General features: G+C 72.8%; 24 protein-coding genes and 1 pseudogene. 8 read left to right on the top strand and 17 right to left on the bottom strand.

Annotated features, from left to right (window positions below; genetic code table 11):
* Window positions 1–6 precede the first annotated feature (6 nt).
* From ACFYPH_RS12475 to ACFYPH_RS12445, 7 genes are all read right to left on the bottom strand, one after another.
* Complete coding sequence (locus ACFYPH_RS12475; protein ID WP_387181303.1) at window positions 7–1233, bottom strand: CapA family protein; 1227 nt, start codon at window positions 1231–1233, stop codon at window positions 7–9.
* An 80-nt stretch (window positions 1234–1313) separates the two neighbouring features.
* Entirely contained in the window at window positions 1314–4151 is a 2838-nt protein-coding gene (gene topA / locus ACFYPH_RS12470) for a type I DNA topoisomerase (protein WP_387181300.1), read from the bottom strand.
* A gap of 421 nt (window positions 4152–4572) precedes the next feature.
* Entirely contained in the window at window positions 4573–5322 is a 750-nt protein-coding gene (locus tag ACFYPH_RS12465; RefSeq protein ID WP_355065453.1) for a hypothetical protein, read from the bottom strand.
* A complete protein-coding gene (locus tag ACFYPH_RS12460) occupies window positions 5313–5855 on the bottom strand; it encodes a hypothetical protein (protein WP_354860622.1) in 543 nt (180 codons plus the stop codon). The genes ACFYPH_RS12465 and ACFYPH_RS12460 overlap by 10 nt, the downstream gene beginning before the upstream one ends.
* A gap of 102 nt (window positions 5856–5957) precedes the next feature.
* Window positions 5958–8318, bottom strand: a complete 2361-nt coding sequence (locus ACFYPH_RS12455) for a sodium-translocating pyrophosphatase (protein ID WP_354860623.1) — start codon at window positions 8316–8318, stop codon at window positions 5958–5960.
* Between the two features lie 381 nt (window positions 8319–8699).
* The gene (locus ACFYPH_RS12450) at window positions 8700–9134 is read right to left on the bottom strand and encodes an ATP-binding protein (protein WP_234584146.1); all 435 of its coding nucleotides are present in this window, start codon (window positions 9132–9134) and stop codon (window positions 8700–8702) included.
* Complete coding sequence (locus ACFYPH_RS12445) at window positions 9134–9490, bottom strand: STAS domain-containing protein (protein WP_355065451.1); 357 nt, start codon at window positions 9488–9490, stop codon at window positions 9134–9136. Before ACFYPH_RS12445 ends, ACFYPH_RS12450 begins: the two co-directional genes overlap by 1 nt.
* Before the next feature lie 188 nt (window positions 9491–9678).
* Here ACFYPH_RS12445 and ACFYPH_RS12440 point away from each other — a divergent pair, with 188 nt between their 5' ends.
* From ACFYPH_RS12440 to ACFYPH_RS12430, 3 genes are all read left to right on the top strand, one after another.
* Window positions 9679–12057: a DEAD/DEAH box helicase gene (locus tag ACFYPH_RS12440; RefSeq protein ID WP_355065561.1), complete on the top strand. Its 2379-nt coding sequence runs from the start codon at window positions 9679–9681 to the stop codon at window positions 12055–12057.
* Between the two features lie 99 nt (window positions 12058–12156).
* Complete coding sequence (locus tag ACFYPH_RS12435) at window positions 12157–12360, top strand: hypothetical protein (RefSeq protein WP_354860625.1); 204 nt, start codon at window positions 12157–12159, stop codon at window positions 12358–12360.
* Between the two features lie 120 nt (window positions 12361–12480).
* Window positions 12481–13059: a hypothetical protein gene (locus tag ACFYPH_RS12430; RefSeq protein WP_354860626.1), complete on the top strand. Its 579-nt coding sequence runs from the start codon at window positions 12481–12483 to the stop codon at window positions 13057–13059.
* A 218-nt stretch (window positions 13060–13277) separates the two neighbouring features.
* Here the strand turns inward: ACFYPH_RS12430 and ACFYPH_RS12425 are convergent, their stop codons facing one another.
* The 7 genes from ACFYPH_RS12425 to ssd all read right to left on the bottom strand — a co-directional run bounded on the left by ACFYPH_RS12425 (window position 13278) and on the right by ssd (window position 18709).
* Window positions 13278–13691 (bottom strand): Rv3654c family TadE-like protein, encoded by a 414-nt coding sequence (locus ACFYPH_RS12425; protein ID WP_363938626.1) that lies wholly within the window; start codon window positions 13689–13691, stop codon window positions 13278–13280.
* Window positions 13691–14005, bottom strand: a complete 315-nt coding sequence (locus tag ACFYPH_RS12420; RefSeq protein WP_363938635.1) for a TadE family type IV pilus minor pilin — start codon at window positions 14003–14005, stop codon at window positions 13691–13693. The genes ACFYPH_RS12425 and ACFYPH_RS12420 overlap by 1 nt, the downstream gene beginning before the upstream one ends.
* Before the next feature lie 113 nt (window positions 14006–14118).
* A complete protein-coding gene (locus tag ACFYPH_RS12415) occupies window positions 14119–14286 on the bottom strand; it encodes a DUF4244 domain-containing protein (protein WP_234584142.1) in 168 nt (55 codons plus the stop codon).
* Between the two features lie 22 nt (window positions 14287–14308).
* A complete protein-coding gene (locus ACFYPH_RS12410; RefSeq protein WP_354860643.1) occupies window positions 14309–14872 on the bottom strand; it encodes a type II secretion system F family protein in 564 nt (187 codons plus the stop codon).
* A gap of 365 nt (window positions 14873–15237) precedes the next feature.
* A complete protein-coding gene (locus ACFYPH_RS12405; RefSeq protein WP_387181293.1) occupies window positions 15238–16401 on the bottom strand; it encodes a type II secretion system F family protein in 1164 nt (387 codons plus the stop codon).
* Entirely contained in the window at window positions 16398–17609 is a 1212-nt protein-coding gene (locus ACFYPH_RS12400; protein WP_354860630.1) for a TadA family conjugal transfer-associated ATPase, read from the bottom strand. The genes ACFYPH_RS12405 and ACFYPH_RS12400 overlap by 4 nt, the downstream gene beginning before the upstream one ends.
* Window positions 17606–18709 carry a septum site-determining protein Ssd gene (gene ssd / locus ACFYPH_RS12395; protein ID WP_387181290.1) on the bottom strand — a complete coding sequence of 368 codons (1104 nt, stop codon included), beginning with the start codon at window positions 18707–18709 and terminating at the stop codon, window positions 17606–17608. Before ssd ends, ACFYPH_RS12400 begins: the two co-directional genes overlap by 4 nt.
* Before the next feature lie 259 nt (window positions 18710–18968).
* Here ssd and ACFYPH_RS12390 point away from each other — a divergent pair, with 259 nt between their 5' ends.
* Together ACFYPH_RS12390 and ACFYPH_RS12385 are read left to right on the top strand one after the other, a co-directional pair.
* Window positions 18969–19490 (top strand): SigE family RNA polymerase sigma factor, encoded by a 522-nt coding sequence (locus tag ACFYPH_RS12390; protein ID WP_354860633.1) that lies wholly within the window; start codon window positions 18969–18971, stop codon window positions 19488–19490.
* 2 nt (window positions 19491–19492) lie between these two features.
* Complete coding sequence (locus tag ACFYPH_RS12385) at window positions 19493–20815, top strand: hypothetical protein (protein ID WP_387181285.1); 1323 nt, start codon at window positions 19493–19495, stop codon at window positions 20813–20815.
* Between the two features lie 244 nt (window positions 20816–21059).
* Here ACFYPH_RS12385 and ACFYPH_RS12380 read toward each other — a convergent pair whose 3' ends face one another.
* Window positions 21060–22067: a CU044_5270 family protein gene (locus tag ACFYPH_RS12380; RefSeq protein ID WP_354860407.1), complete on the bottom strand. Its 1008-nt coding sequence runs from the start codon at window positions 22065–22067 to the stop codon at window positions 21060–21062.
* Window positions 22067–22618 carry a sigma-70 family RNA polymerase sigma factor gene (locus tag ACFYPH_RS12375; RefSeq protein ID WP_354860409.1) on the bottom strand — a complete coding sequence of 184 codons (552 nt, stop codon included), beginning with the start codon at window positions 22616–22618 and terminating at the stop codon, window positions 22067–22069. Before ACFYPH_RS12375 ends, ACFYPH_RS12380 begins: the two co-directional genes overlap by 1 nt.
* On the opposite strand from ACFYPH_RS12375, the pseudogene ACFYPH_RS12370 reads away from it, so the two are divergent.
* From ACFYPH_RS12370 to ACFYPH_RS12360, 3 genes and pseudogenes are all read left to right on the top strand, one after another.
* Window positions 22609–22896, top strand: a pseudogene (locus ACFYPH_RS12370) (hypothetical protein); the annotation flags it as partial. The gene ACFYPH_RS12375 and the pseudogene ACFYPH_RS12370 overlap by 10 nt on opposite strands.
* Before the next feature lie 49 nt (window positions 22897–22945).
* Window positions 22946–23359 (top strand): DUF4240 domain-containing protein, encoded by a 414-nt coding sequence (locus ACFYPH_RS12365; RefSeq protein ID WP_354860411.1) that lies wholly within the window; start codon window positions 22946–22948, stop codon window positions 23357–23359.
* A gap of 356 nt (window positions 23360–23715) precedes the next feature.
* Window positions 23716–24519, top strand: a complete 804-nt coding sequence (locus ACFYPH_RS12360) for an HAD-IB family hydrolase (protein WP_355065377.1) — start codon at window positions 23716–23718, stop codon at window positions 24517–24519.
* Between the two features lie 119 nt (window positions 24520–24638).
* On the opposite strand, the gene ACFYPH_RS12355 is transcribed toward ACFYPH_RS12360, so the two are convergent.
* Window positions 24639–25385 (bottom strand): oxidoreductase, encoded by a 747-nt coding sequence (locus ACFYPH_RS12355; protein ID WP_355065375.1) that lies wholly within the window; start codon window positions 25383–25385, stop codon window positions 24639–24641.
* Between the last annotated feature and the right edge of the window lie 51 nt (window positions 25386–25436).

The following is a 25436-nucleotide window of genomic DNA, read 5'->3' as shown; positions in this document are numbered from 1 at the left end:
AGGCGCTCAGCCGCCCGACGCCTCCACCTGGTCCGTGCCGGCACCGAGAGCCCGGACGTAGCCGAGCACCCGCTGGTACGCCGCCCGGTAGTCGCCCCGCAGACCTGGCGGGGTGCCCGGGTCGGCAAGCGCTGCGGTCAGGTCGACCAGCCGGAGGGCCGGCGCCAGGTCGGTCCACGTTGGCAGTGCCTCCATCCGGGTCACCGTCCAGCGCCCCGGCGCGGTCTCGGTGAAGGTCGCCCGGGCCATCACACCCTCGCGGTTGTCGTCGATCGGCTCCTCGTGCCGGGCCAGTTCGTTGCCCATGCCGAAGACCACCCACTTGTCGCCGAAGCGCTGGAACGGCTGCACCGCGTGGGCGTGATGGCCCAGGATGAGGTCCACGTCGGGCGACGAGATCAACTGCCGGGCCCAGGCGCGCTGGTCGGCGTCCGGCAGGTGCTGATACTCCGTACCCCAGTGCAGGCTGAGCACGACGATGTCGGCGCCGGCGGCGCGCGCCTTGTGGGCGGCGGCGCGGATCTCGGGCGGATCGATCAGGTTGGCCAGCCACGGCTTGCCCGGGGGGCGGCTCAGCCCGTTGAAGTTCAGGCTGTACGCCAGGTGGGCGACGCGGACGTCGCCGACCTGGTAGATCCGGGGCCGGGCCGCTTCGGCGGCGCTGCGGGCGCTGCCGGTGTGCCCCAGCCCGGCGGCGTCGAGGGCGCGGATTGTCCGGGCCACCCCGTCGGCGCCCTGGTCGAGGGTGTGGTTGGAGGCGGTCGAGCAGCCGTCGAATCCGGTGGCGCGCAGCCCGTCGAGCACCTGCGGGGGCGCGTTGAACGACGGATAGCCGGCGAACGGGCCGGCGGGATCGGCCAGTGGCGTCTCGAGGTGGCACAGCGCCAGGTCGGCGCCGCGGACCGCCGGGGCGACCCCGGCGAACATCGGGGCGAAGTCCATGCCGCCGGCACGGGCACCGTCCCGGCGCGCCTGGTCGGTCACCGCTGGATGGATCAGAACGTCACCCGCGGCGACGAGTCGCACGGTCCGCCGGTTGGCCGGATCCCGGGTGGGCCCGGTGGACGGCCCGGGGGCGACGGTCTGCGGGGGAGCGTGCGACGCGGTGGCCCCGGCCGGCCCGGAACTCTCGGCATCCATCGCCCAAGAGCCGACCGCGGCCACGGCAAGCAGCAACGCTCCCGCCGAGGCGCCGACGAGAACACGGCGACGCGTGGCAGTGGTGGCGAACATCCCCTCACGTTAGGGAACCTCCACCAACCCCCTATCCCAAATAGGACATTTCATCCATTAGGGACAGGGGTCGGTGATCGTCACTCCTCGGCGGGCCTGGCGGCGGCCTTCTTCGGGGCCGCCTTCTTCGCCGGGGTCGCCTTCCTGGCCGCCGTCGCCTTGGCGGTGGTGGTCTTCTTCGCGGCGGTGGACTTGCTGGCGGCAGCCGTCTTCTTGGTCGCCGTGGCCTTCTTCGCCGGAGCCTTCTTCGCCGGAGCCTTCTTGCGCGGCGCCGGGCCCTTGGCGCGCTTCTCGGCCAACATCTCCGAGGCTTCCTCGAGGCTCAACGCCTCCGGGGTCTGCCCGCGCCGCAGGGACGCGTTGAACTCGCCGTCGGTGACGTACGGGCCGAACCGGCCGTCCTTGATCACCAGCGGCTTCTCGGTCGCCGGGTCGACGCCCATCTCCCGCAGTGGCGGCGCGGCAGCCCGCCGGCCCCGGGTCTTCGGGGCGGCCAGCAGGGCCAACGCCTCGTCCAGGCCGACCGTGAACATCTGCTCTTCGGACTCCAGCGAGCGGAACTCCTCGCCCCGCTTCACGTACGGGCCGTAGCGACCGTTGTTGGCGAACACCTCGACGCCGTCGGGCGCGACGCCCACCAGCCGGGGCAGGCTGAGCAGCCGCAGCGCCTCCTCCAGGGAGAGCGAGTCCGGTGTCTGCGAACGCAGCAGCGAGGACTTCCGCTCGCCGCTGGACACGTACGGGCCGAAGCGGCCGGACTTCAGCACGATCGGCTCGCCGGTGGCGGGGTCGTCGCCGAGCTTGCGCTCGCCGCTGCCGCCGAGGAACAGCTCGTGCACCTTCTCCGGGGTCAGCTCGTCCGGGGCGAGGCCCTCGGGGATCGGCGCCCGGTCGCCCTGGGCACCGCCCTCCTCGCCCTCGGCCGGCGCCGGCTGCTCACCGCCGGGCAGCTCCCGCTGGAGGTACGGCCCGTACCGGCCGACCCGGACGACGACCTCGCGGCCGTCCTCGTCGATGAACAGCGGGATGGAGTTGACGCTGCGCGCGTCGATCTCGCTGAGGTTCTCGGTGACCAGCTTCTTCAATCCGCCGGAGCGGGCGATGTCCTGGTCGCCGGCGCCGTTGGAGCTGCCGAAGTAGAACGCCGTGAGGAAGTCGACCGCGGCGTGGTCACCGCCGGCGATCTCGTCCAGCTCGTTCTCCATGCTGGCGGTGAAGTCGTAGTCGATCAGGCGGGGATAGTGCCGTTCCATCAGCCCGATCACCGCGAAGGCCAGGAACGTGGGGATCATCGCCTGGCCGCGCTTGGTGACGTACCCCCGGTCCTGGATCGTCTGCATGATCGACGCGTAGGTGGACGGGCGGCCGATGCCCAGCTCTTCCAGGGCCTTGACCAGCGACGCCTCGGTGTAGCGCGACGGCGGCTGGGTGTGGTGGCCCTGCGCGGCCAACTCGTCGGCGGTCAGCGGCTGGTCCTTGACCAGGGTGGGCAGCCGGCGCTCGGCGTCCTCGGCCTCGGCGTTCTCGTCGTCGCTGGACTCGACGTACGCGCGCAGGAAGCCCGGGTCGGTGATGGTCTTGCCGGTCGCGCCGAAGTCGGCCTCCTCCTGGGAGGTGGAGACCGCGCGGATGCGCACCGACACGCTGGAACCGACGGCGTCGGTCATCTGCGAGGCGATCGTCCGCCGCCAGATCAGCTCGTAGAGCTTGAACTCCTCGGCGGACAGCTCCTTGGCCACCTCGCCCGGGGTGCGGAAATTGTCCCCCGCCGGGCGGATCGCCTCGTGCGCCTCCTGCGCGTTCTTCACCTTGCCGGTGTAGCGGCGCGGCTCCGGCGGAACGCTGCGCTCGCCGTACAGCTCGACGATCTGCCGGCGGGCCGCCGAGATGGCGGTCTCCGACAGGTTCACCGAGTCGGTACGCATATAGGTGATGTAGCCGTTCTCGTAGAGCCGCTGCGCGGTACGCATCGTCTGCTGCGAGGACAGGCGCAGCTTGCGGGCCGCCTCCTGCTGGAGCGTGGAGGTGATGAACGGCGCGTACGGGCGGCGGCGGTAGGGCTTCTCCTCGACGCGGGTGACGGTGAACGGCCGGCCCTCCAGGCGGGCCGCGAGCCCTCGGGCACCGCCCTCGTCCAGGTGGACGACGCCAGCGCCGGCCCGGACCCGACCCGTGGTCGGCTCGAAGTCCTTGCCGGTGGCGATCCGGTCGCCGTTCAACGCGATCAGGGTGGCGTTGAAGGCGCGCGGCCCCTCACCGGCGTTCGCCACGGCGAGGGTGGCCAGGATGTCCCAGTACTCGGCGGTGCGGAAGGCCATCCGCTGCCGCTCCCGCTCGACCACGATGCGGGTCGCCACGGACTGCACCCGGCCGGCCGAGAGCTTCGGCATGACCTTCTTCCACAGCACCGGGGAGACCTCGTAGCCGTAGAGCCGGTCGAGGATCCGCCGGGCCTCCTGGGCATCGACCAGGTCGCGGTCGATCTCCCGGGGGTTGGCCACCGCCGCCTGGATCGCCGGCTTGGTGATCTCGTGGAAGACCATCCGCTTGACCGGAACCTTGGGCTTGAGCGTCTCCACCAGGTGCCAGGCGATCGCCTCGCCCTCGCGGTCCTCATCCGTGGCCAGGAAGATCTCGTCGACCTCCTTGGCGAGCTTCACCAGCTTGCTGATCTGCTGCCGGCGGTCGGCGGAGACGACGTAGAGGGCGTGGAAGCCGTTGTCCACGTCCACCCCGAGGCGGGCCCAGGCCTCGCCCTTGTACTTCGCCGGCACGTCGGCGGCGTTGCGCGGCAGGTCGCGGACGTGACCGAAGCTGGCCTCCACGACGTACCCCGGGCCGAGGTAGCCCGAGATCGTCTTAGCCTTCGCCGGTGACTCGACGATGACCAGACGGGTGGTTCCAGCTTTGCTCGGCACGTCTCTGTCGACCTCACTCCTGCTCGTGGCCTGCCGGCGCCTACGACAGCGACCGCTCTCGACCCCGCCGCGGCACCGGCGGTCCGGATGTCCAACGTAACGCGCCGTCCGCGTTTCGGGTTTCGCGGGCGGCAATCCGCTGCGGCGCGGCGGTCAACTCCCGCCCCGCCGTGCTCGGCACTGCCGGACGGCGCCACCGTACACCGTGAGTAGGGCTCGAAGCGGGTCACTGTGACGATGGCGGACCCCAACCGGCCCATTCAAGCCCAGCTGTCCAACACCAGACACCTCACCCGCCCTCACCCCGCGCCACCCCCGCTCACATCGATCATGGGGTTGTGGTGGGCGTTTAGGCCCCGAAAGAGAAGTACGTCCACCACCACAACTCCAAGATCGACGCCGACGAGCGGCGGAACCACGGTCAGGGCCAGGCGTCCGTTGGCGCCGCCGGTGGCGGTGGGCCGACCAGCTCGGCGAGCCGCGCCAACCGGCGCCGGCCGGTGATCCGGTACGCCGGGCCGCCCTCGCCGGGGCCGAGCAACGTGCCGGCCAGGCCTGCGGCGGCGAGGGCGGCGCCGATCGCGTCCCACGACTCCTGGTCGCCCTCGCCGAGCCGCAGCAGGAAGCCGCTGGGCGGTTCCGGCGTCCCGGCGGCGGCGAGCCAGAGCCGCAGCCGCCGGCCGGTCAGGTGGAAGACGGCCGGCGGGCGCTTCGCCGGGCCGTGCAGCCAGGCGACCGCGAGCGGCTTCAACAGCCGGGTGTACGACGTCCGGACGGTGTGTCGCTCGTCCTCGGTCGGCTCCCAGCTCGCGGCCAGTCCGCGCTGCGCCAGTTCGGCGACGAGCACGTGCACCCGCCAGGCGGCGTCCACCCGCACCGCGAGCCGGACGGTGCCGCCCATCCGGACCACCTCGCCCGGACCGGCCAGCAGCCCGGCCAGATCGGCGACCGCCGGTTCGGCGGCATCCGCGCCGAAGAAGACCAGTTGCCGCCCCGCGTCGTCGGCGTGCGGCGGCCCGGGACGACTCGACTCCGATCGGGCCGGGCCGCCGCGTCGCCGGCTGGCACCCGACGTCGCCGGGCCGGTGTCCGGCGGATCGGGCTCGGGTGCGGGGAACAGCGCCGGCAGCGGCTGCGCCGCCGGAGAGTCACCGAGCCCGTTCAGCGACACTCCGGCACCTCGTCGAAGGCCTGTTTCAACTCCTCGGAGTTGAGCTGGCTGGTGTCCAGAGCGCTGGCGTCGTACTCCTTGTTCAGCGTCTCGACGGCGGCCCGCACGCCGTCGTAGAAGGCGTCCGGCTCGCCGGTGCCCAACCCCTCGATGGTGTCCCGGGCCCGGCCGTAGGCGTCCCGCATCTTGCTCAGCGAGCTGCGGAACCCGGCGGAGACGGCCTCGCCGTTGTCGGTCTCCGGGACGCCGGCCTGCTCGACCTTGCGGCGCGCGGTCTCACTGGCCTGCTCCGCGCCACCGAAGAGCCGCACCAGGTTCTCCTTGGCCTGCGCCGGAGTGGTCTGCGCCGTCATCTGCTGATCGGTGCTGCTGGTCAACTTGCTGATCTCGGAGCGCCACGGCGTGAGCGCGCCGCAGACCGACGCCGCCCAGGCCCGCGGGCTGGGCCCACCACCGCAGCCGGAGAGGACGACGACGAGCGTGGCCAGGACCACCGTGAGCTTTCCGGCGGCAGACGCCCGGCACGTACGCATGCGTTGCAGCGTACGGCCTCCGGCCAGGCGTGGCACCGGTCCGGATGGCCGGGGTCCCCGCCCGACAGGTACGTCGAGCGGGGACTCCGGTGCCGGTGTCGCTCAGGCGTTGACCGTCTCCGGCCGGTGGTCGGCGCTGCCCGCGCCGGTGTTGCCACCGGCGTCGGAGTCGTCCATCGCGATGCCCTTGCGCTTGCTGAAGACCACCGACGCCACGATGATCAGCGTCGCGACCAGCGCGATGCCCACCCGCAGTGCGACGTTGCGGTCGTCACCGACGCTGTACGCCACCACGGCGGGCGCGATCAGCAGCGAGACCAGGTTCATCACCTTGATCAGCGGGTTGATCGCCGGGCCGGCGGTGTCCTTGAACGGGTCCCCGACGGTGTCGCCGATGACCGTGGCGGCGTGCGCCTCGGAACCCTTGCCGCCGTACGCGCCGTCCTCGACCAGCTTCTTGGCGTTGTCCCACGCGCCACCGGAGTTGGCCAGGAAGACCGCCATCAGGGTGCCGGCCCCGATCGCGCCGGCGAGGTACGCCGCCAGCGCGCCGGGCCCGAGGCCGAAGCCGACCGCGATCGGCGCCAGGATGGCGAGCAGACCGGGGGTCATCAGCTCGCGCTGCGCGTCCCGGGTGCAGATGTCGACGACCTTGCCGTACTCCGGGCGCTGGGTGCGGTCCATGATGCCGGGCAGCTCACGGAACTGCCGGCGCACCTCCATCACCACGGCGCCGGCCGAGCGGGACACCGCGTTGATGGCCAGCCCGGAGAAGAGGAAGACGACCGCCGCACCGATGATCAGGCCGACCAGGTTGCGCGGGTTGGCCAGGTTAAGCGCGTTGAGGATCTCTGCCTCGACGTTGCTCACCTTCGCGTCCCCGTACGCGGCTTTCAGGGTGTCCGTGTACGAGCCGAACAGCGCGGTCGCCGCCAGCACCGCCGTGGCGATCGCGATGCCCTTGGTGATCGCCTTGGTGGTGTTGCCGACCGCGTCCAGCTCGGTGAGCGTCCGCGCGCCGTGCTCGTCGATGTCGCCGGACATCTCGGCGATGCCCTGGGCGTTGTCGGAGATCGGCCCGAAGGTGTCCATGGCGACGATGACGCCGACCGTGGTGAGCAGGCCGGTGCCGGCCAGCGCCACCGCGAACAGCGACAGCGTGATGGAGCTGCCGCCGAGCAGGAACGCCCCGAAGACGCCGGCGCCGATCAGCAGCGCCGAGTAGACCGCCGACTCCAGCCCGATGCTGATGCCGGCGAGGATCACCGTGGCGGCGCCGGTCTGCGAGCTCTTGCCGATGTCCTGCACCGGCCGGCGGTTGGTCTCGGTGAAGTACCCGGTCAGCGCCTGGATCGCCGCGGCCAGCACGATGCCGATCACGACCGCGCCGATGGCCACCAGTCGCGGGTTGCGGTCGACGTCGGTGAGGCCACCCTCCAGCTCGGCGAAGGTCGCCGGCAGGTACGCGTACGCGGCGATCGCCACCAGCACCGCGGAGATCACGGCGGAGATGTAGAAGGCCCGGTTGATCGCGGTGAGGCCGCTGCGGTCGGAGGCGCGCAGCCGGGTGATGAAGACGCCGACGATGGCGACCAGCACGCCGATGGTGGAGATGATCAGCGGGAAGACCAGACCGTCCTCGCCGAAGGCGGCGCGGCCGAGGATCAGCGCGGCGACCAGCGTCACCGCGTACGACTCGAAGAGGTCGGCGGCCATGCCGGCGCAGTCACCGACGTTGTCGCCCACGTTGTCGGCGATGGTGGCGGCGTTGCGCGGATCGTCCTCGGGGATGCCCTGCTCGACCTTGCCGACCAGGTCGGCGCCGACGTCGGCGGCCTTGGTGAAGATGCCGCCGCCGACCCGCATGAACATCGCCAGCAGCGCGGCGCCGAAGCCGAAGCCCTCCAGCACCGTGGGCGCGTCACCCCGGTAGACCAGGACGACGAGCGCGGCGCCGAAGAGGCCGAGGCCGACGGTGAGGAAGCCGACCACGCCGCCGGTCCGGAAGGCGATCTTCATGGCCGCCTCGCGGCCACCCTGTCGCTCCCGGGCGGCGGCGGCCACGCGCAGGTTGGCGCGGGTCGCCAGCCACATGCCGGCACCGCCGATGGACGCGCTGAACACGGCGCCCACGACGAAGAAGAGCGAGCGGCCGAGCTTCACGGCCATCTCGCTGCCGTCGGTGTCGTGCACCGGCAGCAGGAAGAGCAGCACCACGGCGACGACGACGAAGATCGCCAAGGTGCGGAACTGGCGGAGCAGGTAGGCCGAGGCGCCCTCCTGGACCGCCCCCGAGATCTCCTGCATATTCGTGGTGCCCTTGCCGGCTGCCAGCACCGTCTTCGTCAGCGCGGCGGCGAAGACGAGCGCCACCAGCGCGATGACCGCGGCGATGACGACGTATGTGACATTGCTTCCGGTAAGGGAAAGCCCGCCGCCATCGGCGGCCAAGGTCTCGGACATCTGTGTCCTCCTGTTACCGAACACTCGCGTCGACGGGTGGAGACGCACCGGTCGACGCCTGGATGCGGACTCGCAAGCGCGCGCCAACCCACCCCAGCGGACCAGCGATGACCACCCATACCCGCTGGCTGCGGGTTGGATCACTTGCTGACAACCCGGGTACTGTAGCCCTCCACAGTGTTCGAGGTCACACCGAGGTGGCACCGTGTCTCGATGATCTTCGTCGCTGTGTTATGAAACGAAATCTGATATAGGACCCGATCCATGACGAGAAGGCCGCACCCCCGGCGGGGATGCGGCCTTCTTCAGCAGTTCTCGGCCTTCTTCAACAGTGCTGGGCCTTCTTCGGCGCTGCTCGGCCTTCTTCGGCGCTTCCTCGGGTCAGCGGCCGACCGGCCACACCATCCGCACCTCGGTGCCGATGCCCTCGTCGACCGGGCGCACCTGCAGGTCCTCGACGAAGCCCGCGAGCAGGGCGAACCCGACGCCCGTGGTCAACGCCTCGTCGGTCAGTGACTCGTTGGCCAACTCGTCCGGCGGCAACGCCGCCAGCCCGATGCCGGCCTCGATCGGCGCACGGTCCACCACCCGCACCGCGTACGTGCCGCCGTCGGACATCTCCACCAGCACCGGATCGGCCAGGCCGTACTGCCGGTGCAGGGCGACCGCCCGGGTGCACGCCTCACCGATGGCCAGGCGCACCTCGTCCAGCAGATCCTCGCGGACACCGGCACGCCGGGCGACGGCGACGCCGACCAGTCGGGCGGTACGCACGTGCACCGGCGCCGGGGAGAAGGAGAGCCGGACCGTCGCCATCACGCGTTGGCGCCGGTCGGGCCCGCACCGACCGCCGCCTCGACCGTGGGGTGCAACGGGAACACCTGGTCCAGCGCCGTGATCCGGAAGATCTTGAGCAGCGGCTCCTTGTCACAGACCAGGGCGAACGAGCCGCCGGCCGCCCGCAGCCGCTTGTGCGCGCCCACCAGCACGCCCAGCCCGGTGGAGTCGAGGAAGTCCACCCGCCCGAGATCCACGACCACGTGCCGGGCGCCACCGTCGATCAGCTCGAGGAGTCGTTCGCGGAGCCGGGGCGCGGTGTAGACGTCCACCTCACCGCCGACCTCGAGCACCGTGTGCTCGCCCACGGTGCGCGTCGCCAACGACAGCTCCATCGGTCCTCCTCGCCAGAGCCGTAAACTCTCCTGGGCATCTAACCACTACCGCCGGGGCACCCTGCGGTCACCGGCGGAGGCTTCCCCTTACCCCCGGCCCCGGCTTTTCATCTCCGAACACCAGTGCGAGAGTGCAGGACGTGACCTCCAACGACTTCATCTCGGCGCGTCCTACGCCGCGCCGTGACCTGGAGTCGTCCGCCGCGCCCACCGTATCCGCAGGTCACGACCCCGGACCAGCGCCGGTCGACCTGCTGCGCCGGCTGCGCGCCCGGGGTGCCGGCGACCCGGTCACCCACGTCGAGCGGGTGCCGGCCCGGGTCGGGGTGCCCGCCCCCTGGCCGGCGTGGGCGCCGCCGGAGCTGCGGGCGGCGTTCGCCCGCCGCGGCGTGGTCGCGCCCTGGCAGCACCAGGCCGAGGCGGCCACCCTGGCGTACGACGGCGGCCACGTGATCGTCGCCACCGGCACCGCGTCCGGCAAGTCGCTGGCGTACCAGCTCCCGGCGCTGGCCACGCTGCTCGCCGACCCTCGGGCCACCGTGCTCTACCTGGCGCCGACCAAGGCCCTCGCCGCCGACCAGCTGCGGGCCGTCGCCGGCCTGGAACTGGAGGGGGTACGCCCCGCCTGCTACGACGGGGACACGCCGCGTGCCGAACGGGAGTGGATCCGCCGGCACTCCCGCTTCGTGCTGACCAACCCCGACATGCTGCACCACGGCATCCTGCCCGGCCACGCCCAGTGGTCCGGTTTCCTGCGCCGCCTCGCGTACGTGGTGATCGACGAGTGCCACACCTACCGGGGTGTGTTCGGCTCGCACGTGGCGCACGTACTGCGCCGACTGCGCCGGCAGTGCGCCCGCTTCGGTGCCACCCCGGTGTTCGTGCTCGCCTCGGCGACCTCCGGCGACCCCGCGACCGCCGCCGGCCGACTGACCGGCCTGCCGGTGACGGCGGTCACCGAGGACGCCTCACCGCGCGGCGGGGTGACCTTCGCGCTCTGGGAGCCGCCGCTGCTCCCACCCGACTCGACCGCCCCTGCGGTGCCCGCGCAGGCGGCCGGCGACCACGACGCCACCACGGACCTCGTCCAGGTCCGCCGCTCGGCGCTGCGGGAGACCGCGGACCTGCTCGCCGACACGGTCGCCGAGGGGGTACGCACGCTCGCGTTCGTCCGGTCCCGCAAGGGCGCCGAGGTGGTGGCGGCCAACGCGCGCCGGGCACTGGACGACGCGGTCCCGGGGCTCGGTGGCCGGGTCGCCGCCTACCGGGGCGGCTACCTGCGCGAGGAGCGGCGCGAGCTGGAACGTGCCCTGCTGCACGGTGACCTGCTCGGTCTGGCCTCCACCAACGCGCTGGAGTTGGGCGTGGACCTGGTCGGTCTGGACGCGGTGCTGATCTGCGGCTATCCGGGCACCCGGGCGTCACTGTGGCAGCAGGCGGGCCGCGCCGGGCGGTCCGGGCAGGAGGCCCTCGCCGTGCTGGTGGCGCGGGACGATCCGCTGGACACCTACCTGGTGCACCACCCGGAGGCGATCTTCGGTGCGCCGGTCGAGGCGACGGTGCTCGACCCGGCCAACCCGTACGTGCTGGCGCCGCAGTTGGCCTGCGCGGCCGTCGAGGCGCCACTCACCCCGGCCGATCTGGCGCTCTTCGGCGACGGGGCGAAGGAGGCCATCGACCAGTTGGTCGAGGCGGGCGCGCTGCGGCAGCGGCCCACCGGCTGGTACTGGCGGCACCGCGAGCGCCCCGAGGTGGACCTGCGCGGCGAGGGCGGCGCCCCGGTCTGCGTGGTGGAGTCGGCCACCGGTCGGCTGCTCGGCACGGTCGACGGCGGCTCGTCGCACTTCCTGCTCCACCCCGGCGCGGTTTACCTGCACCAGGGCATTTCGTACGTGGTCGACGACCTCGACCTGGCCGACGGCTGCGCGCTGGTGCACGTCGAGGAGCCGGACTGGTCCACCCACGCCCGGGACGTCACGGACCTGTCCGTGGTGTCGGTGCGCTCCTACGTGGACGCCGGGCCGGTCGGGATGTTCCTCGGCGAGGTGGACGTGACCAGCCAGGTCGTGTCGTACCAGCGGCGCCGGATCGCCACCGGCGAGGTGATCGACACCCGGCCGCTCGACCTGCCCACCCGGGAGCTGCGCACGGTGGCGGTCTGGTTCACGCTGTCACCGCGGTCGCTGGCCTCCGCAGGGGTCCAGCAGGCCGACGTGCCGGGTGCGCTGCACGCCGCCGAACACGCCGCGATCGGCCTGCTTCCGCTGATGGCGACGTGCGACCGGTGGGACATCGGCGGGCTCTCCACCGCCCTGCACCCGGACACCGAGGCGCCGACGGTCTTCGTCTACGACGGGCACCCGGGCGGCGCCGGCTTCGCCGAGCGGGCCTACGGGACGGCGTCAGCGTGGCTGCGCGCCACGCGGGACGCCATCGCGGAGTGCGGCTGCGAGACCGGCTGCCCGTCCTGCGTGCAGTCGCCGAAATGCGGCAACGGCAACAATCCGCTATCCAAGCCGGACGCGATCCGGGTGCTCGACGTGGTGCTGGAGAATCTGCCCGCCTGAGGCACCTTGCATGAATCCCGATGGCACTGGGCACAATGACATGGGAGCGCTTCCATCGATGCTTGTGTTCCAGTTAGCCCCCGCGCCCGAGGAGAAGCCGTGGCCGACACGATCGCTGAGACCGTCGACCTGCTCTACACCATCGACCAGGACCACCTCACCCTCGACCAGCAGATCGCACTCGGGGCGGCGCTGGCCGCCCTGGCTCAGGCGGAACGACTGGAGCAGATCAACGAACGGCTGCGCAGCATCCACCAGGTGCTCAACACCTGGTCGTTGCGCGCGACCGTGGACGGCCGCTGACCTTCGCGGGGCCGGTCCCGCGGGGCGGACCGGTCGGGGGTGGGAGCGCCAGGGCCACGGGCCGGCGGTGGTTGCCCGGCTGTGCGAGACTCCGGCGCACCATCCCCCTGAGGAGAACACATGCAGCTCGACAACTTGCAGACCCTGCAGCAGTTCCACATCCGCCAGCGGCTGCGGATGATGGTCAACCAGTACGAGGTCCGGGCGGTCGCGCCGGACGGCACCGAGGGCGAGCTGCTGGCGTTCGCGCAGCAGAAGCGGCTCGCCTTCAAGGAGCAGGTGACGATCTACACCGACGACTCCAAGCAGCAGCCCCTGCTCGGCTTCAAGGCCCGCCAGCGCATCGACCTCGGCGCGACGTACGACGTCACCGACGCGGCCGGCAACGCGATCGGCCTGTTCCGCAAGGACTTCGCCCAGTCGCTGCTCCGCTCCACCTGGCACGTCGAGCAGGCCGGCCTGCCGCAGGTGACGGGTCAGGAGCGCAGCCTGCCGGTGGCACTGCTGCGCCGGTTCGTCGACTCGCTGTCCTGGCTGCCGTACCACTTCGACTTCACCGCCGGTGGCCAGCCGATCTTCTCCGTGGTGAAGAAGTGGGGCCTGCGCGACAAGTACGTCGTCGAGGTGCAGAACCCGCAGATCGACCGTCGTCTCGTCATCGCGATGGCCGTCGCCCTCGACGCGCTCCAGTCCCGCTGACGCACCCCGGCTCGCACCCAGCGACCCACCCCCTCGGCCGCGGGGGGGGGGGGGGGGGGGCCCCCCCCCCCGCCCGCCGCCCCCCCCCCCCCCGGCCGCGGTCGAATAGCCCGGCGGTCGGATCAGCCGGGCGGTCGGATCAGCCGGGCACAACCCGCCGGCGCGACCCGCGGCCCGAAGACACCGGCCAGCCCGGTGGTATCCGGCCGGTCCTTTGTTCAGCCGCGCACCGGGCCGGCGCGGGCCGTCGACGCGGCGACCCGGGTCAGGCCCGGAAGGGGTGTGAACGCCACTTCGACGGTCACCAGCACGTCCAGCCCGTCGAGGAGACAGTCGATCAGGCGGCCAGCGTTGCGGTGGGCGATGTCCGCGGCGGACGCGCACGCCACCGCGTCGCCGTCGAGCGCCCGGGCAGCGCCGGCCAGCGCACCGAGATCAGCGGCCACCGCCGCCCGCTGAGCCGCCATCCCCGCTGCGGCGACGGCGGCACCGAACGTCCCGACCAGCACGAAGACCAGTCCCAACGCGAGCAGTAGCAGGGTGGCGCCACCTCGCTCCGCGTCCGGTCGACCGCCATCGTGTCGCTCATCGTTCGGGCCGTGCCCGCGCGACCGAGCGTCAGAATGCCGCATCACCAACTCCCCTCGCTGGCGCCTGGTTCCACGGCTGCGACCGCTGTCGCGACAACGGTGATCCGTGGTAGCCGGCCGCCCAGCGCGCGGACGGGCGCGCGGACCGTCGCCTGCACCTGGTCGCCGTCGACCGACACCGACACCTCTGCTCCCGGTGGCGCCGCGCGCTCCCCATCTGCGCTGTCGGCCCCCCGGGCGGCGGCCAACGCCACCTCCCGGGCCGTGTGCAGGCAACTCGCCTGGGTGCTGACGGCGTTGACCGCGGTCAGGCCGGCGAGCAGCAGCAGGAGGAGCGCCGGCAGGCCGGCCGCCAGCTCGGCGGTGAAGGAGCCCCGGTCGCCGCCGACGAGGTGGGCCGACCAGCTACCGTCGCACGCCCGCCCGGGGGTACCCGGTTCCCGACCATGGCCGACCTGCCGGCGCCCGATCACTTGAGCGCCCGGTCGATGACCGCGGTCAACGCCGACTGGACATTGCCGGAGGTCAGCACCTTCAACAGAATCCCGGCGAAGGCCACCGCGGCGAGCGTGCCCACGGCGTACTCGGCGGTGTTCATCCCGTCGTCGCCGCGGAGTCGGGCGATGAGTTTGCGCATGCGTCTTTCCTTTCTCGAAGGGTCAGAGCACGTCGCCGAGGACGGCGACGATCACCGGCACCAGGCCGGCGAGAATGAACGCGGGCAGGAAGCACAGCCCCAGCGGCAGCACGATGAGTACGCCAGCCCGGCGGGCCGACGCCTCGGCGGCGGTGGCCCGGTCGGCCCGCAGGTCATCAGCGAGACGGGTCAGCGCACCGGCCAGCGCGGCGCCGCTGTTGGCCGAGCGGAATGCCGCCGCTGCCATCCGCTCGGCTCCCGGCACCCCGTCCAACGCCGACCACGCCTCGACCGGGCCACCGCCGAGGAGCAGGGTGCGGCCGACCCGGGCCAGTCGGCTGGCGAGCGGGCCGTCCAGCGCCTCGGCCACGGCCAGCACCGAGCGGTCCACCGGCGCACCCGCCCGCATCGCCGCCGCCAGCAGGTCAGCGGCGAGCGGCAGGTCGGCGGCTTCCCGGAGTCGCCGGCCGCGCGCCGCCGGGGACTCGATCCGCCGCAGCAGCACGTCCAGCAGGACCGCGGTCGGAACCGCACCGAGCAGCCCGAACCAGCCCCCGACGACCACCGCCACGGCGAGCCCGGCCATCCCTGCCGCGAGCCGGATCGCGTCCGGTCTCCGCCGACTCTCCACACCGCCGCTACCCGAGCCGCCCTGAGCCAGCGAACCGCCCTGAGCCAGCGAACCGTCCCGAGCCAGCGAGCCGCGCCGAGCCAGCGAGCCGCGCCGACCCGCCGAGCCGGCTGGGCGCTCCGAACCGCCCGGGGCGGCCTGGCGCTCCAGGCCGTCGGGGCGCACGGAACCGTTCCGACCCGGCCATCCGTCCCGGCCCGGCCAGCCGCCCTGGGTCACCCGCCGGGGTGGGCGAGCCGGGCCGCGCTGGCGCAGCCGCAGCGGCACCACGAGAAGGGCTGCGACCACCAGGCCGGCGACCACGAGCAGCACCGGGGACATCAGGCGGCCCGCCCCGACGCCGCGCCCAACCGCTCGGCCCAGAACAGGCCGACAATCTGTAGGGCGACCGCGAGGACCGCGCAGACCCCACCGACCGTGCTGTGCAGGAGCACTGCCAAGGGATCGACCCCGATCCCGTAGCCGAGCGCGATCCCGCCGAGCGGCAGGGCCGCCAGCAACCAGGCCGTGGCACGGGCACCCGCCGCCTGTGCCGCTGCGGCGGCCAGGCCCCGGTCGGTCGCCCGGGCGTCCGCCTCGATCCGCTCGACCAGTTCGGCCAGTGGTGCGCCGGTCCGGTCCGCCAGCCGCACGGCGGCCGAGGTCAGCTCGCTAAGCCGGTCGACTCGGCCCGCCCCCTGGACGGCGGCGATCTCCAGGGTTGGCGGGACGGGCAGGCCCGCCCGGAGGTCGGCGGCCAGACCGCAGAGCAGGTCCAGGCCGCGCCGCCGAACCAGCTCTGCCTGCCGGCTCGTCCTCCAGCGGAGCAGGGCGCGCACGGCCAGCGTGCCGTAGCCGGCCACCGCGACCGCGGCCACCGGCCCGGCGGATACGGCACCGACACCTGCCCCCACCAGGCCAACCAGCAGCAGCACACGCCTCGGCGACCGACGCACGCGTACCGGATGGGCCGCGTACGAACCGCCGGCCTTTTCGTCCGCCGGGTCAATGAGGCGGTGGTCCGCCGGGTCGACCCGGCTGTGGCCCGGATGCTCGACGGCCACCAGGGTCTCGGTCTCCGGCCGGGCGGTGGCAGCCGGGCGGCGAGGATCCCGACGGATCGGCGGACGTGCCGGGCCTGCCGGTCGCGTGGATCCCCCCGGGCCGCCGGTCGCCCTCGGGCGGGTCGGGCTGTCGTCGAGGTCCCGAGTGGACCAGGCGACAACCGCCCGCCCGCTGCTGGACGCCGACGTGCCCGGCGGGTACGAGAGGGCACCCGGGTGGGCCGAGGCCGACACGCCGCCGAGCTCATCGGTCGGCCCGCCCTGGCCACGAGCGAGGCCCCTGATCCATTCCACCAGGGCGTCGTCCGACTCAGCGCCGGTGGTGCCACGGCCCGGTGCCAGCACCCGGCGGCGGCGTGCCCGGACGCTCTGCACAGGCCAGGCCACCAGAGCCGCGGCGGCCAGCAGCAGCGCCACCACCAGCGCAGTCCCGCCGGTCATGCCGGGCCTGCCGATCCAGGCCACGGCTCGCTGAGGATCGGGGGCACCGCCACGCCCCGGTCTCGCAGCAGCGTGCCGAAGGTACGCGCGGCCAGCCCCAACCCACGTCCACGTACCCAGGCGGGCACCACGGTGGCCAGTCGCTCGGGCCCCTCGGGAAGCAGCAGACAGATCGACTCGAGGACACGACCCTGGTCTCCTCGGCGTACCTGGAGCAGCACCTGGAGCGCGGCGACCACCTGGGCATGCAGCGCGGCGCGGGGCAGCCCGCCCAGCATGCCGAGCGCCTCCAGCCGGGCCGGCACGTCGGACGGGGTGTTGGCGTGCAGCGTGCCGGCGCCACCGTCGTGGCCGGTGTTCAGCGCGGCCAGCAGGTCGACCACCTCCGCGCCCCGGCACTCCCCGACCACCAGCCGGTCCGGGCGCATCCGCAACGCCTGCCGGACCAGGTCACCGAGGCTGACGACGCCCGTCCCCTCGACGTTGGCGGTACGGGCCTGGAGCCCGACCACGTGCGGGTGCCCCGGTTGCAACTCGGCCGCGTCCTCCACCAGGACGATCCGCTCGGTGGCGGGCACCAACCCGAGCAACGTGTTGAGCAGTGTGGTCTTGCCCGAGCCCGTGCCGCCGGTGACCAGGTACGCCAGCCGGGCCGCGACGACGGCGGCGAGCAGTGGCGCCACCGGCCGCGGCACCGTCCCCTGGCGCACCAGTTCGTCGAGGGTGAACGGGCGGTGCCGGAACGTCCGCAGGGACAGATAGGGCCCCTCGGTCGCCACCGGCGGCAGCACGGCGTGCAGTCGGGTGCCGTCGGGAAGCCGGGCGTCCGCGTACGGGGAGCCGTCGTCGAGCCGCCGCCCGGCGCTGGCGATCAGTCGCTGCGCCAGCCGGCGGACGTCCTCGACCGAGCCCACCGGGACCGCCACCTGGTGCAGCCCCGCGCCCCGGTCGACCCAGACGCGGACACCGTTGACCAGGACGTCGGTCACCTCCGGATCGGCCAGCAGCGGGGCCAATGGCCCGGCGCCGACGAGGTCGTCGTGCACCCGGTCGGCGATCCGCAGTACGGCGTTGTCGCCCAACACCGCCGCGGTGGGCTCGGCGCGTACAGCGGACACGATCGCGGCGGGTGTGACCGGGTCGGTGGCGGCGGCGATCCGCTGCCGCACCCTGGCCGCGAAGGTGTCGTCCTCCGGCCGGCCGCTCATGCCGCACCCGTCGCGGGGACGCCGGTGAGGTCCGCGACGATCCGCCGGCAGAGAGCGGCGAGCGGGCCCTTGCCGGCCGCCGCCGGCGCCTCGCCGCGTTCGAGGCCCCGGCAGAGCCCGGGTTCGGGGCGCAGCGTGCCCGCGAGAGGAAGCCCGAGTGCCCGTGCCACCTCGGTGGCGCGCAGGCGGCCCGGGGCGGGCCCGCGCACCACCACCGAGAGCGCGGCGCAGTGTGGGGCGGCCGTGGCCACCACCCGGGCGGCGGCCGCAGTGGCGCGCAGCTCCGCCGGCACGACGACGAACGCCTGGTCGGCTGCCTGCAACGCGACCACGGCGGCGTCGTCCAGCTGTCGGGGCAGGTCGATCACCACGAAGTCCCGGCCACGGTGGGCGGCGTCGACGGTCGCGGCCATCGCGGCGGCGGGCAGTGCCAGCATCTCGCCGCGATCCCAGGAGAGCACCACCAGGTCGCCCCGGCTCGGCAGGGCGTGGACCAGCGCGGGCGCGTCCACCCGCCCGTCCGCGTCGGTGAGCGACGGCCAGCGCAGCCCTTCCAGCTGCTCCCAGCCCAGGACGAGATCGAGGCCGCCACCGAGCGGGTCGGCGTCGATGAGCAGGGTGCGCAGTCGGGCCCGCGCCGCGGTCACGGCGAGCCCGCCCGCGAGCACGCTCGCGCCGGCACCGCCCCGGCCGCCGAACAGCGCGACGACCTGGGCACCCGGGCCGGCCGGCTGATCGGGACCCTGCTCGGCCAGGCGATCCACCAGCCAGGGCTCGGCGGCGGGCAGTGCGGCGACGTGCTCGGCGCCGATCAGCTCGGCGATCTGCCAGCCGGGGTCGAGTTGGCTGGCCCAGCCGACCAGCACCAGCCGCGGCCGCTTCGGCAGTCGGGCGCGCAGGCACGCCTGCGCCTGGTCGGCGCCGAGCAGCACCAGCGGCGCGGGACCCCAGCGGGTGCGGGCCGCGGCCGGGTCGGCGGCGAGCTCCACCTCGGTGCCGCCGGCGGCGGCGAGCCGGAGCAGGTCGTCGAGCAGGTCGCCGTCGCCTGTGACGACCAGCGGGAGCCGTCGGATCGGCGGAACGGAGGTACGGGGTGCCATCGCGGCCTCCAGCGGTCGGGATCAGATGCACCGCCGACCCTGCTCGCGATCGGCCCCGGGCACCGGCCCGAGCACGCCACCTGTGGACAACTTTGGGTGCTGTGGACAACGCCCGGGGAGAGAGTTGATCTGCTAGGCGCGCGGGCCGAGGTCACTGTTGCGCCAGCAGGATCGGCCCATCGCGCGCGCGAACTGACGCGCACCGGTAAACCAGCGGACGTGTCGCGGTGTCCTGCTTGATGACGAGACCGGAGGTCAGATGCGAGATTCGCGGGGCGCGGAGTTCGACGAGTTCGTCCGTACACGCTCGGGTGCGCTGTTGCGTGTCGCCTACCTGCTGACGGGCGATCGGCATGCCGCAGAGGATCTGCTGCAGGAGGTTCTGGAGCAGATGTACGTGCGCTGGCGTCGCGTGCAGGCCAGTCCGGAGGCCTACGCACGACGTGCACTGATCAACCGATCGATCAACCGGTGGCGAAGACGTAGGCGGCGACCCGAGCAGACCTTGGACGACCACGACGTTGTCACGCGGGACCACGCGGACGACATCGCGCTTCGCCGGGCGGTCGTCGCGGCACTGCGCGACCTACCGGCTCGGCAACGCGCGGCCGTCGTGCTCCGATACCTGGAAGATCTCCCAACCGCCGACGTTGCCGCAGCTCTGGGCTGTTCCGAGGGAACAGTGAAGAGCCATACCTCGCGCGGATTGGCTCGCCTGCGGACGGCGCTTGCCGGGCCAGGTCTCGTCATGTCCACCATCGAAAGGGAGAGTTCGCGGTGAACATGAGTGACAACGACGTGCGGGAGGTCCTGCACCGGGCAACCAGCCACCTCAGTGGTCGACCCGACCTGTTGGAAAATGTGCGCCGTGGCGGCCGGCGGCGAGTCCGGCGCTTCCGGGTCGCGCTGACTGCCGTCTGCGCCGCCGTCGTGGCTGTCCCCCTGGGGGGTGCGCTCACGGTCCCGGTCTGGCGCGACACGCCCGAGGTGACCTCGCCGATGTTCAACGAACCGACCAAGGGCGACCTGGCTGGTGACGACGCGTACCTGCGTCAGGTCCGTGCGGCATGGCGGCGGCAACTGGAACGCTCGGGCGATACGCAGATGCCGGGTGACCCACACGTCGTGTGGGCGGGAAGGACGCCGGCCGGCCCTGCTGCCTACGTCGCTTACGCCAGCACGACCGATCGGAACGAGGGCGCGGGGGACAACCACATCGGATGGGCGGCGTTCGTCGAGCCAACCGGGGGTGGTCCACAGGTCAGGGCGATCGAAGCCCTCACCGACGACCCACGGCAGCGTAGTACGCAGGCCGCATTGCTCGGGGCGGAGCGCGACGTGCTCCTCGTCCTCGACAGCGGGCAGCCGATGGAGTTCTCGCCCGAACTGCGGTACACGCCGGACGGCAGGATCAGCCGCACCTACCAGCCGGTGAAATTCGAGGACGGCGCGGCGATCCTGCGGATACCCCCGCAGAAGACGAAAGTTACCGTCGCTCTCTCCTTCACGCCCGTGAACGAACGGAACACCGTGCAGATCCTCGGTGCCGCAGACGTCCTCTTTTCCAATGGAAGCGGTCGCCGGGACGTACAGCGAATCAAACGAACCCTGCCGGGTGCCGAACAGGTGTGGGGCGGCGACCCCAGTGATCCCCGATACGAAGGCGACCGGTCCGTTTACGAGGTCAGCGCCGGGCCCGAAGCTCTCGCCGCATGGGACGATGTTGCCGGCCTCCATGCCCCGGGAGACGCCCCTGAGCTGTACGTCTACGGGGCGACGGCCGACGGTCGACGGTTACTCCTGCAGAGCATCCAGTACGACAGCGACCCCGCTCGCGTCATTGCGCTGCTCGCACGCGGTGATGCTCCTCTCGAAGCCGTGGCCAGCGCGTTCGCCGACTGGACGGCGCCGTTGCCGGTCCGGCTGCGCCTGCCGGACGACCAGGGCATCCTCGTTGCCGCCGAGGGCTCAGCGCTGAGTTATCGGAGCGACGCCGGCCAGTGGCACGACGCCGGCCGTGACGCGGCGCTGCTGCCGCCCACCGCCACCGAGGTACGCGTAACCGCCACCGGCGGCACCGTAAGCACGGTGTCTCTCACGTCCTGACTTGCGAGATGCGGACACACGTCGGGGGGGGGGGCGCCGGGGGGGGCCCCCCCCCGCGGGGGGGGGGGGGGCGGCGGGGGGCGGGGGGGGGGCGGGGGCGGGGGGCGGCGCGCCCGCCCCCCCCGGCGCTACCGGCCACCCCCCCCCCGGCGCCCCGCCGCCGGGGCCCCCCCCCCCGGCCCCCCGGCCCGCCCCCCCCCCCCCGGGGGCCCCCCCCCGGGGGGCCCCCCCCCCACGTCGGTGGTCAGCCGATCCGGTCGGTCCAGGTCGTGTCCAGGATCAGCTGGTACGCGCTGATCCGCACCGGGGCCAGCGTCAGCAGCTCGTGGGCGAGCAACTCACCCGTCCTTGGGTCGAAGATCAGCAGAGACTGCTGGTCGTGTTCGCGGTCGTCGAAGGTGACCGCCACGCCAGCCCGGCCCGCGCGATCGGTCACCCGCCCCCGCCAGCGGAAACCGGGCACGTCGGCGAGTACCCGCAGCACTTCCGCCCGGGTCGCACGCGGCACGACGTACCGCGCGTAGAGCGTACTGACCTCCTTGCTCGCCGCACCCGGGCCGTACTCGACCTGGAGCAGTTCGCGCAACTGCGACGGGTCGGCCGGCGGTGGTGTGAGCTCCATGGGCGGCAGGGGGATCATCGCCCCCGGATTGCCGCCGACTGCTGGACCCGCTCCGAGTTTGCGCTGCCAGTAGGCACGAGACTCCTGGTCCGGGTACTGCGGCTCCAGCTGCGTGTTGATCTGGCTGCCGGTCCCGTCGGCGGCCTGCCAGACCTTCGACTCACCGGCGAACGCGACGTGGTGACGGCCATCGACTGAGGTCATCACTGGATCGCCCCACACCTTCGTGTGGTGGTACATGTAGCGACCGCCGTGCAGGTCGTACTCCGCGTCCTTGATCTTGCTGGCCAGCGCGCGCAGCTGCGGGCCGGCCGCCGGTGGGTCGGCGTCGAACTGGTACGCGACCGGCACGAGCACCGTTCCCACCGCGCCACCGGGCCCTCCCGGACTGTCCGGCTTGTGCTCATCGAACGGCTGGAGGACGGCCACCGCGCCGGCCGCCACCGCCAGCGTCCCGGCCGTCAGGACCAGCCGGCGAGTCGGGCGTACGCGACGAGGCCCGTCGTCCGGCTCGGTGGCGTCGGCCCGGTCGATCAGATCGCGCGCCGAGGCCGGCGGCGGTGCGACGGCGACGCTGCGCGCGGGGTCGGCCGGACCGAGGAGGGTACGGGTTCGCTCTGCTCCGAACATCACAGATCCTCTCGAGTGGTCGCCAGCACCGGACGCCGGGATGGAACCGGCCGGTCGGACATCGCTTCGCTGAGACGGCGGCGGGCGCGATGCAGACGGACCGCCGCGGTCGCGCGGGTGCAGCCGAGAACCTGGGCCGCTTCGGACACCGTCAACTCCTCCCAGCCGATCAGCCGGAGGATCTCCTGATCGAGATCGCCGAGGGTGGCCAGCGCGGCCCGAACGTCGGCGATCCCCACGCTCGTGTCGGCGCCGGACGAGTCGGCCACCCTCGCCAGCTCGGCGGCGGTGATCGGCACGACGTCGGGGGCGGTACGCCGGGAGCGCCACTGGTTCGCCAGCAGGCGGCGGGCCACCCCGTACAGCCAGGGCAGGCTGCGGTCCGGAACCTCGCCGCGACGACGCCACGCGACGACGAAGACCTCCTGAGCGAGCTCGGCCGACGCCTCGGAGTCGGCGAGCCGACGCAGGCCGTACCTGACGATGTGCGCGTAATCGGCGGCGTAGAGGCTGTTGAACCAGCCCTCGTCGCGTTTCTCCGGTGGACCCACCCGAACCCCCATTGCCTCGGCGACCCTCACCCTGGCTTGTGTCGCGGGAGGCCCGACGATTACCGCCCGGATCGCTTTCGTGGTCCCAGCGCCCTCTCCTGTCAGACCCATCGTGGACACTCCTGGCCGTGCATGTGGACGAGTTCTGGAGTGTCGTGGAGCGGGCACGAGCCGCGGCAGGCACAGCGGCGGACCAACCCCAACGCGACGGTCAGCCGAGCGCGGTCGCCGAGGCCCTGGTGGCGGAGCTGATGCGGCTCCCGCTGCCGCACATCGTCGCGTTCGACCAGGTGCTCGACGAGGTGGTGGACCAGGCCGACACCTGGGATGTCTGCGCCGGCATGCTGGATCATCGAGTACGGGTTCCTTTCCGACGACGGGTTCTCCGACTTCCAGGCCGGGCTTGTCGGTCTGGGCAGAAGAGCGTTCGAGTCGGTTGTGCGCGACCCCGACTCGCTCGCCGACCATCCCGCCGTGCGGCAGATAAGCGCTTCGGAAGGCCGCGACCTGTGGATCGGCGACGAGGCTCTCCAGTTCGCCGCGGAGACGGCGTACGAGCAGCTGACGGGTAACTCCGAGGCCTTCTGGGACGCCGTCGAGGCAACGCGATCTGCGACCCCGCCAGAGCCCAGCCCGGAGCCTGACGACGATCGCTGGGACCTTCGCGACGAGGACGAGTGGCGAAGGCGGCTGCCTCGGCTCCTCGAGCTGTTCCGCGCCCGCCGACTCGCGATGGAGTAGCCGGTCAGCTGCTGTGGCGCGCTCCCATGGAAAGGGACGACCCCCGTCGGGGGGAGACGGGGGTCGTCGACGGTTCGGCTCCGGGGGGGTCGAGCCGAACCACTCAGCGGTCACGGGGGGTGCAACCGCCGAGGGTCTGTCTGTTTCGGGGATGTGAGAACTCGTCGTGCGAACAAGTCTGCCTGAGCGGACCCGTCACGTCGAGTGGTGTTCACTCCACTCAGCGCGAAAATCTCCTCGCGGAGTGTGAGCGCGGTCACGCCGACCGGAGTTGGAGGCGCCCGCCCGCAGGTCCGAGGGGTGGCCTGACCCCGGGCACCCGCCGACGATAGACCATCCGGCTAGACTTTCGCGCCGTGGGCCGAAGTGCCGCTTTCTTCGATCTGGACAAGACCGTCATCGCCAAGTCGAGCGCCCTGGCGTTTGGTCGGCCGTTCTACCGGGACGGGCTGATCACCCGGCGTGACGTGGTCAAGTCGGCGTACGCGCAGCTGATGTTCCGGCTGGGCGGCACCGACGAGCAGACCATGGCCCGAACACGGGACTACCTGGCCGCGCTCTGCAAAGGCTGGCAGGTGGAACAGGTCCGCCAGATCGTCGCGGAGACGCTCCACGAGCTGATCAACCCCTATGTGTACGCCGAGGCTGCCGCTCTGATCGAGGAGCACCAGGCGGCCGGGCGGGACGTGGTGCTGGTCTCCGCGTCCGGCGAGGAGATGGTCCGGCCGATCGGCGAGCTGCTCGGGGTGACCGACGTGATCGCCACCCGGATGGCGGTGCGGGACGGCCGGTACAGCGGCGAGGTCGAGTTCTACGCGGCCGGTCCGAGCAAGGTCGAGGCGGTCGGTGAGCTGGCCACCGCGCGCGGCTACGACCTGGCCGACTCGTACGCCTACTCCGACTCGTACAGCGATCGTCCGCTTCTGGAGTGCGTGGGTCACCCGAGCGTGGTCAACCCGGACCGGCAGCTGCGCAAGCTGGCCTCGGAGAACGCCTGGCCGGTGCTGGAGTTCCGGCATCCGATCCCGCTGGGTCGCCGGCTGCGGGAGCGGCCGGGGGTTCCGGTGGCCGCGGCAGCTCTTGGGGTCGGCGTGGGCGTCGCCATCGGCATCGCCTGGTACGGGCGGCACCGTCGCACCCGCTCCACCGCCACCGCCTAACACCCCGCCGCACCCCGCTCTCCGGCCGATCATGGACTTGTGGTGGGCGCCTTCGACGCTTTCGCGACTCTTGCAAGGCACCACAACTCCATGATCGACGCCCTGAGGGCGGGCGGTACTCAGGCGGCGGCGAGGATCTCGTCGCCGATGGTGGTGAGCTGGTCGGCACCGACCTCGACGGCCGCCATGTAGTGCCGTAGCCAGGAGCGCAGCCCGTCCGGGGTGCCGGTGGCGAACGCGCCGGCCGAGCCGACGTACTCGGGCTCCCGTTCCCGGTGACCGACGTCGACGCCGAGCAGGCCGCGCGGGTCGAGGCCGCTGGCGAGCAGCACCAGCCGGGCGGCACCGCGCGCCACCACGCCGGACGGCCCGGCGAACGGACGCAGGTTCAACAACTCTCCGTGTACGACGGCGGCGAGCACCAGCGGGGAGACCTTCGTGCCGCCGGCCACCAGAGCGGCGAGCCCGTCGAGGCGGGCGGCGACCACCGGGTCGGGCACCGGTCGGCCCAGCTCGGCCTCCCCCACGATGTCGCGGGCGGCGAGGACGTGCAGCCGGGCGAGTGCCTGCCGGGGTGCCTTCGGCCAGAGTTCGCTCAGGCCGGGCAGCGCCCCGGCGACCCGCAGCGCCCCCTGGAGCACCGGGTCGGTGACGGTGCCGGCCCGGACCTCCTCACGCTCGTGGACGGCGCCTTCGAGCGCGGCGCTGGCCACCGCCGACCGAAGGCTGACCTCGGCCGCGACCTGGCCACCGTTGCGGCGCAGCGCGCGGTGCCCGAGCGCCTGGTCGAAGCGCTCACGGGCCCGGTCGACGGCAGCGGCGACGTCGGCGAGCGCGAGCAGCGGGGCGAGCGGGTCGGTGGTCATCTCGCCACGCTAGCGACCCGACCCGGCCCGGCGGGCCGCACCCACCCGCAA

Source organism: Micromonospora sp. NPDC005252 (assembly GCF_042872475.1).
Classification (GTDB): Bacteria; Actinomycetota; Actinomycetes; order Mycobacteriales; family Micromonosporaceae; genus Micromonospora.
This window is presented reverse-complemented; position numbering and strand designations above follow the sequence as displayed.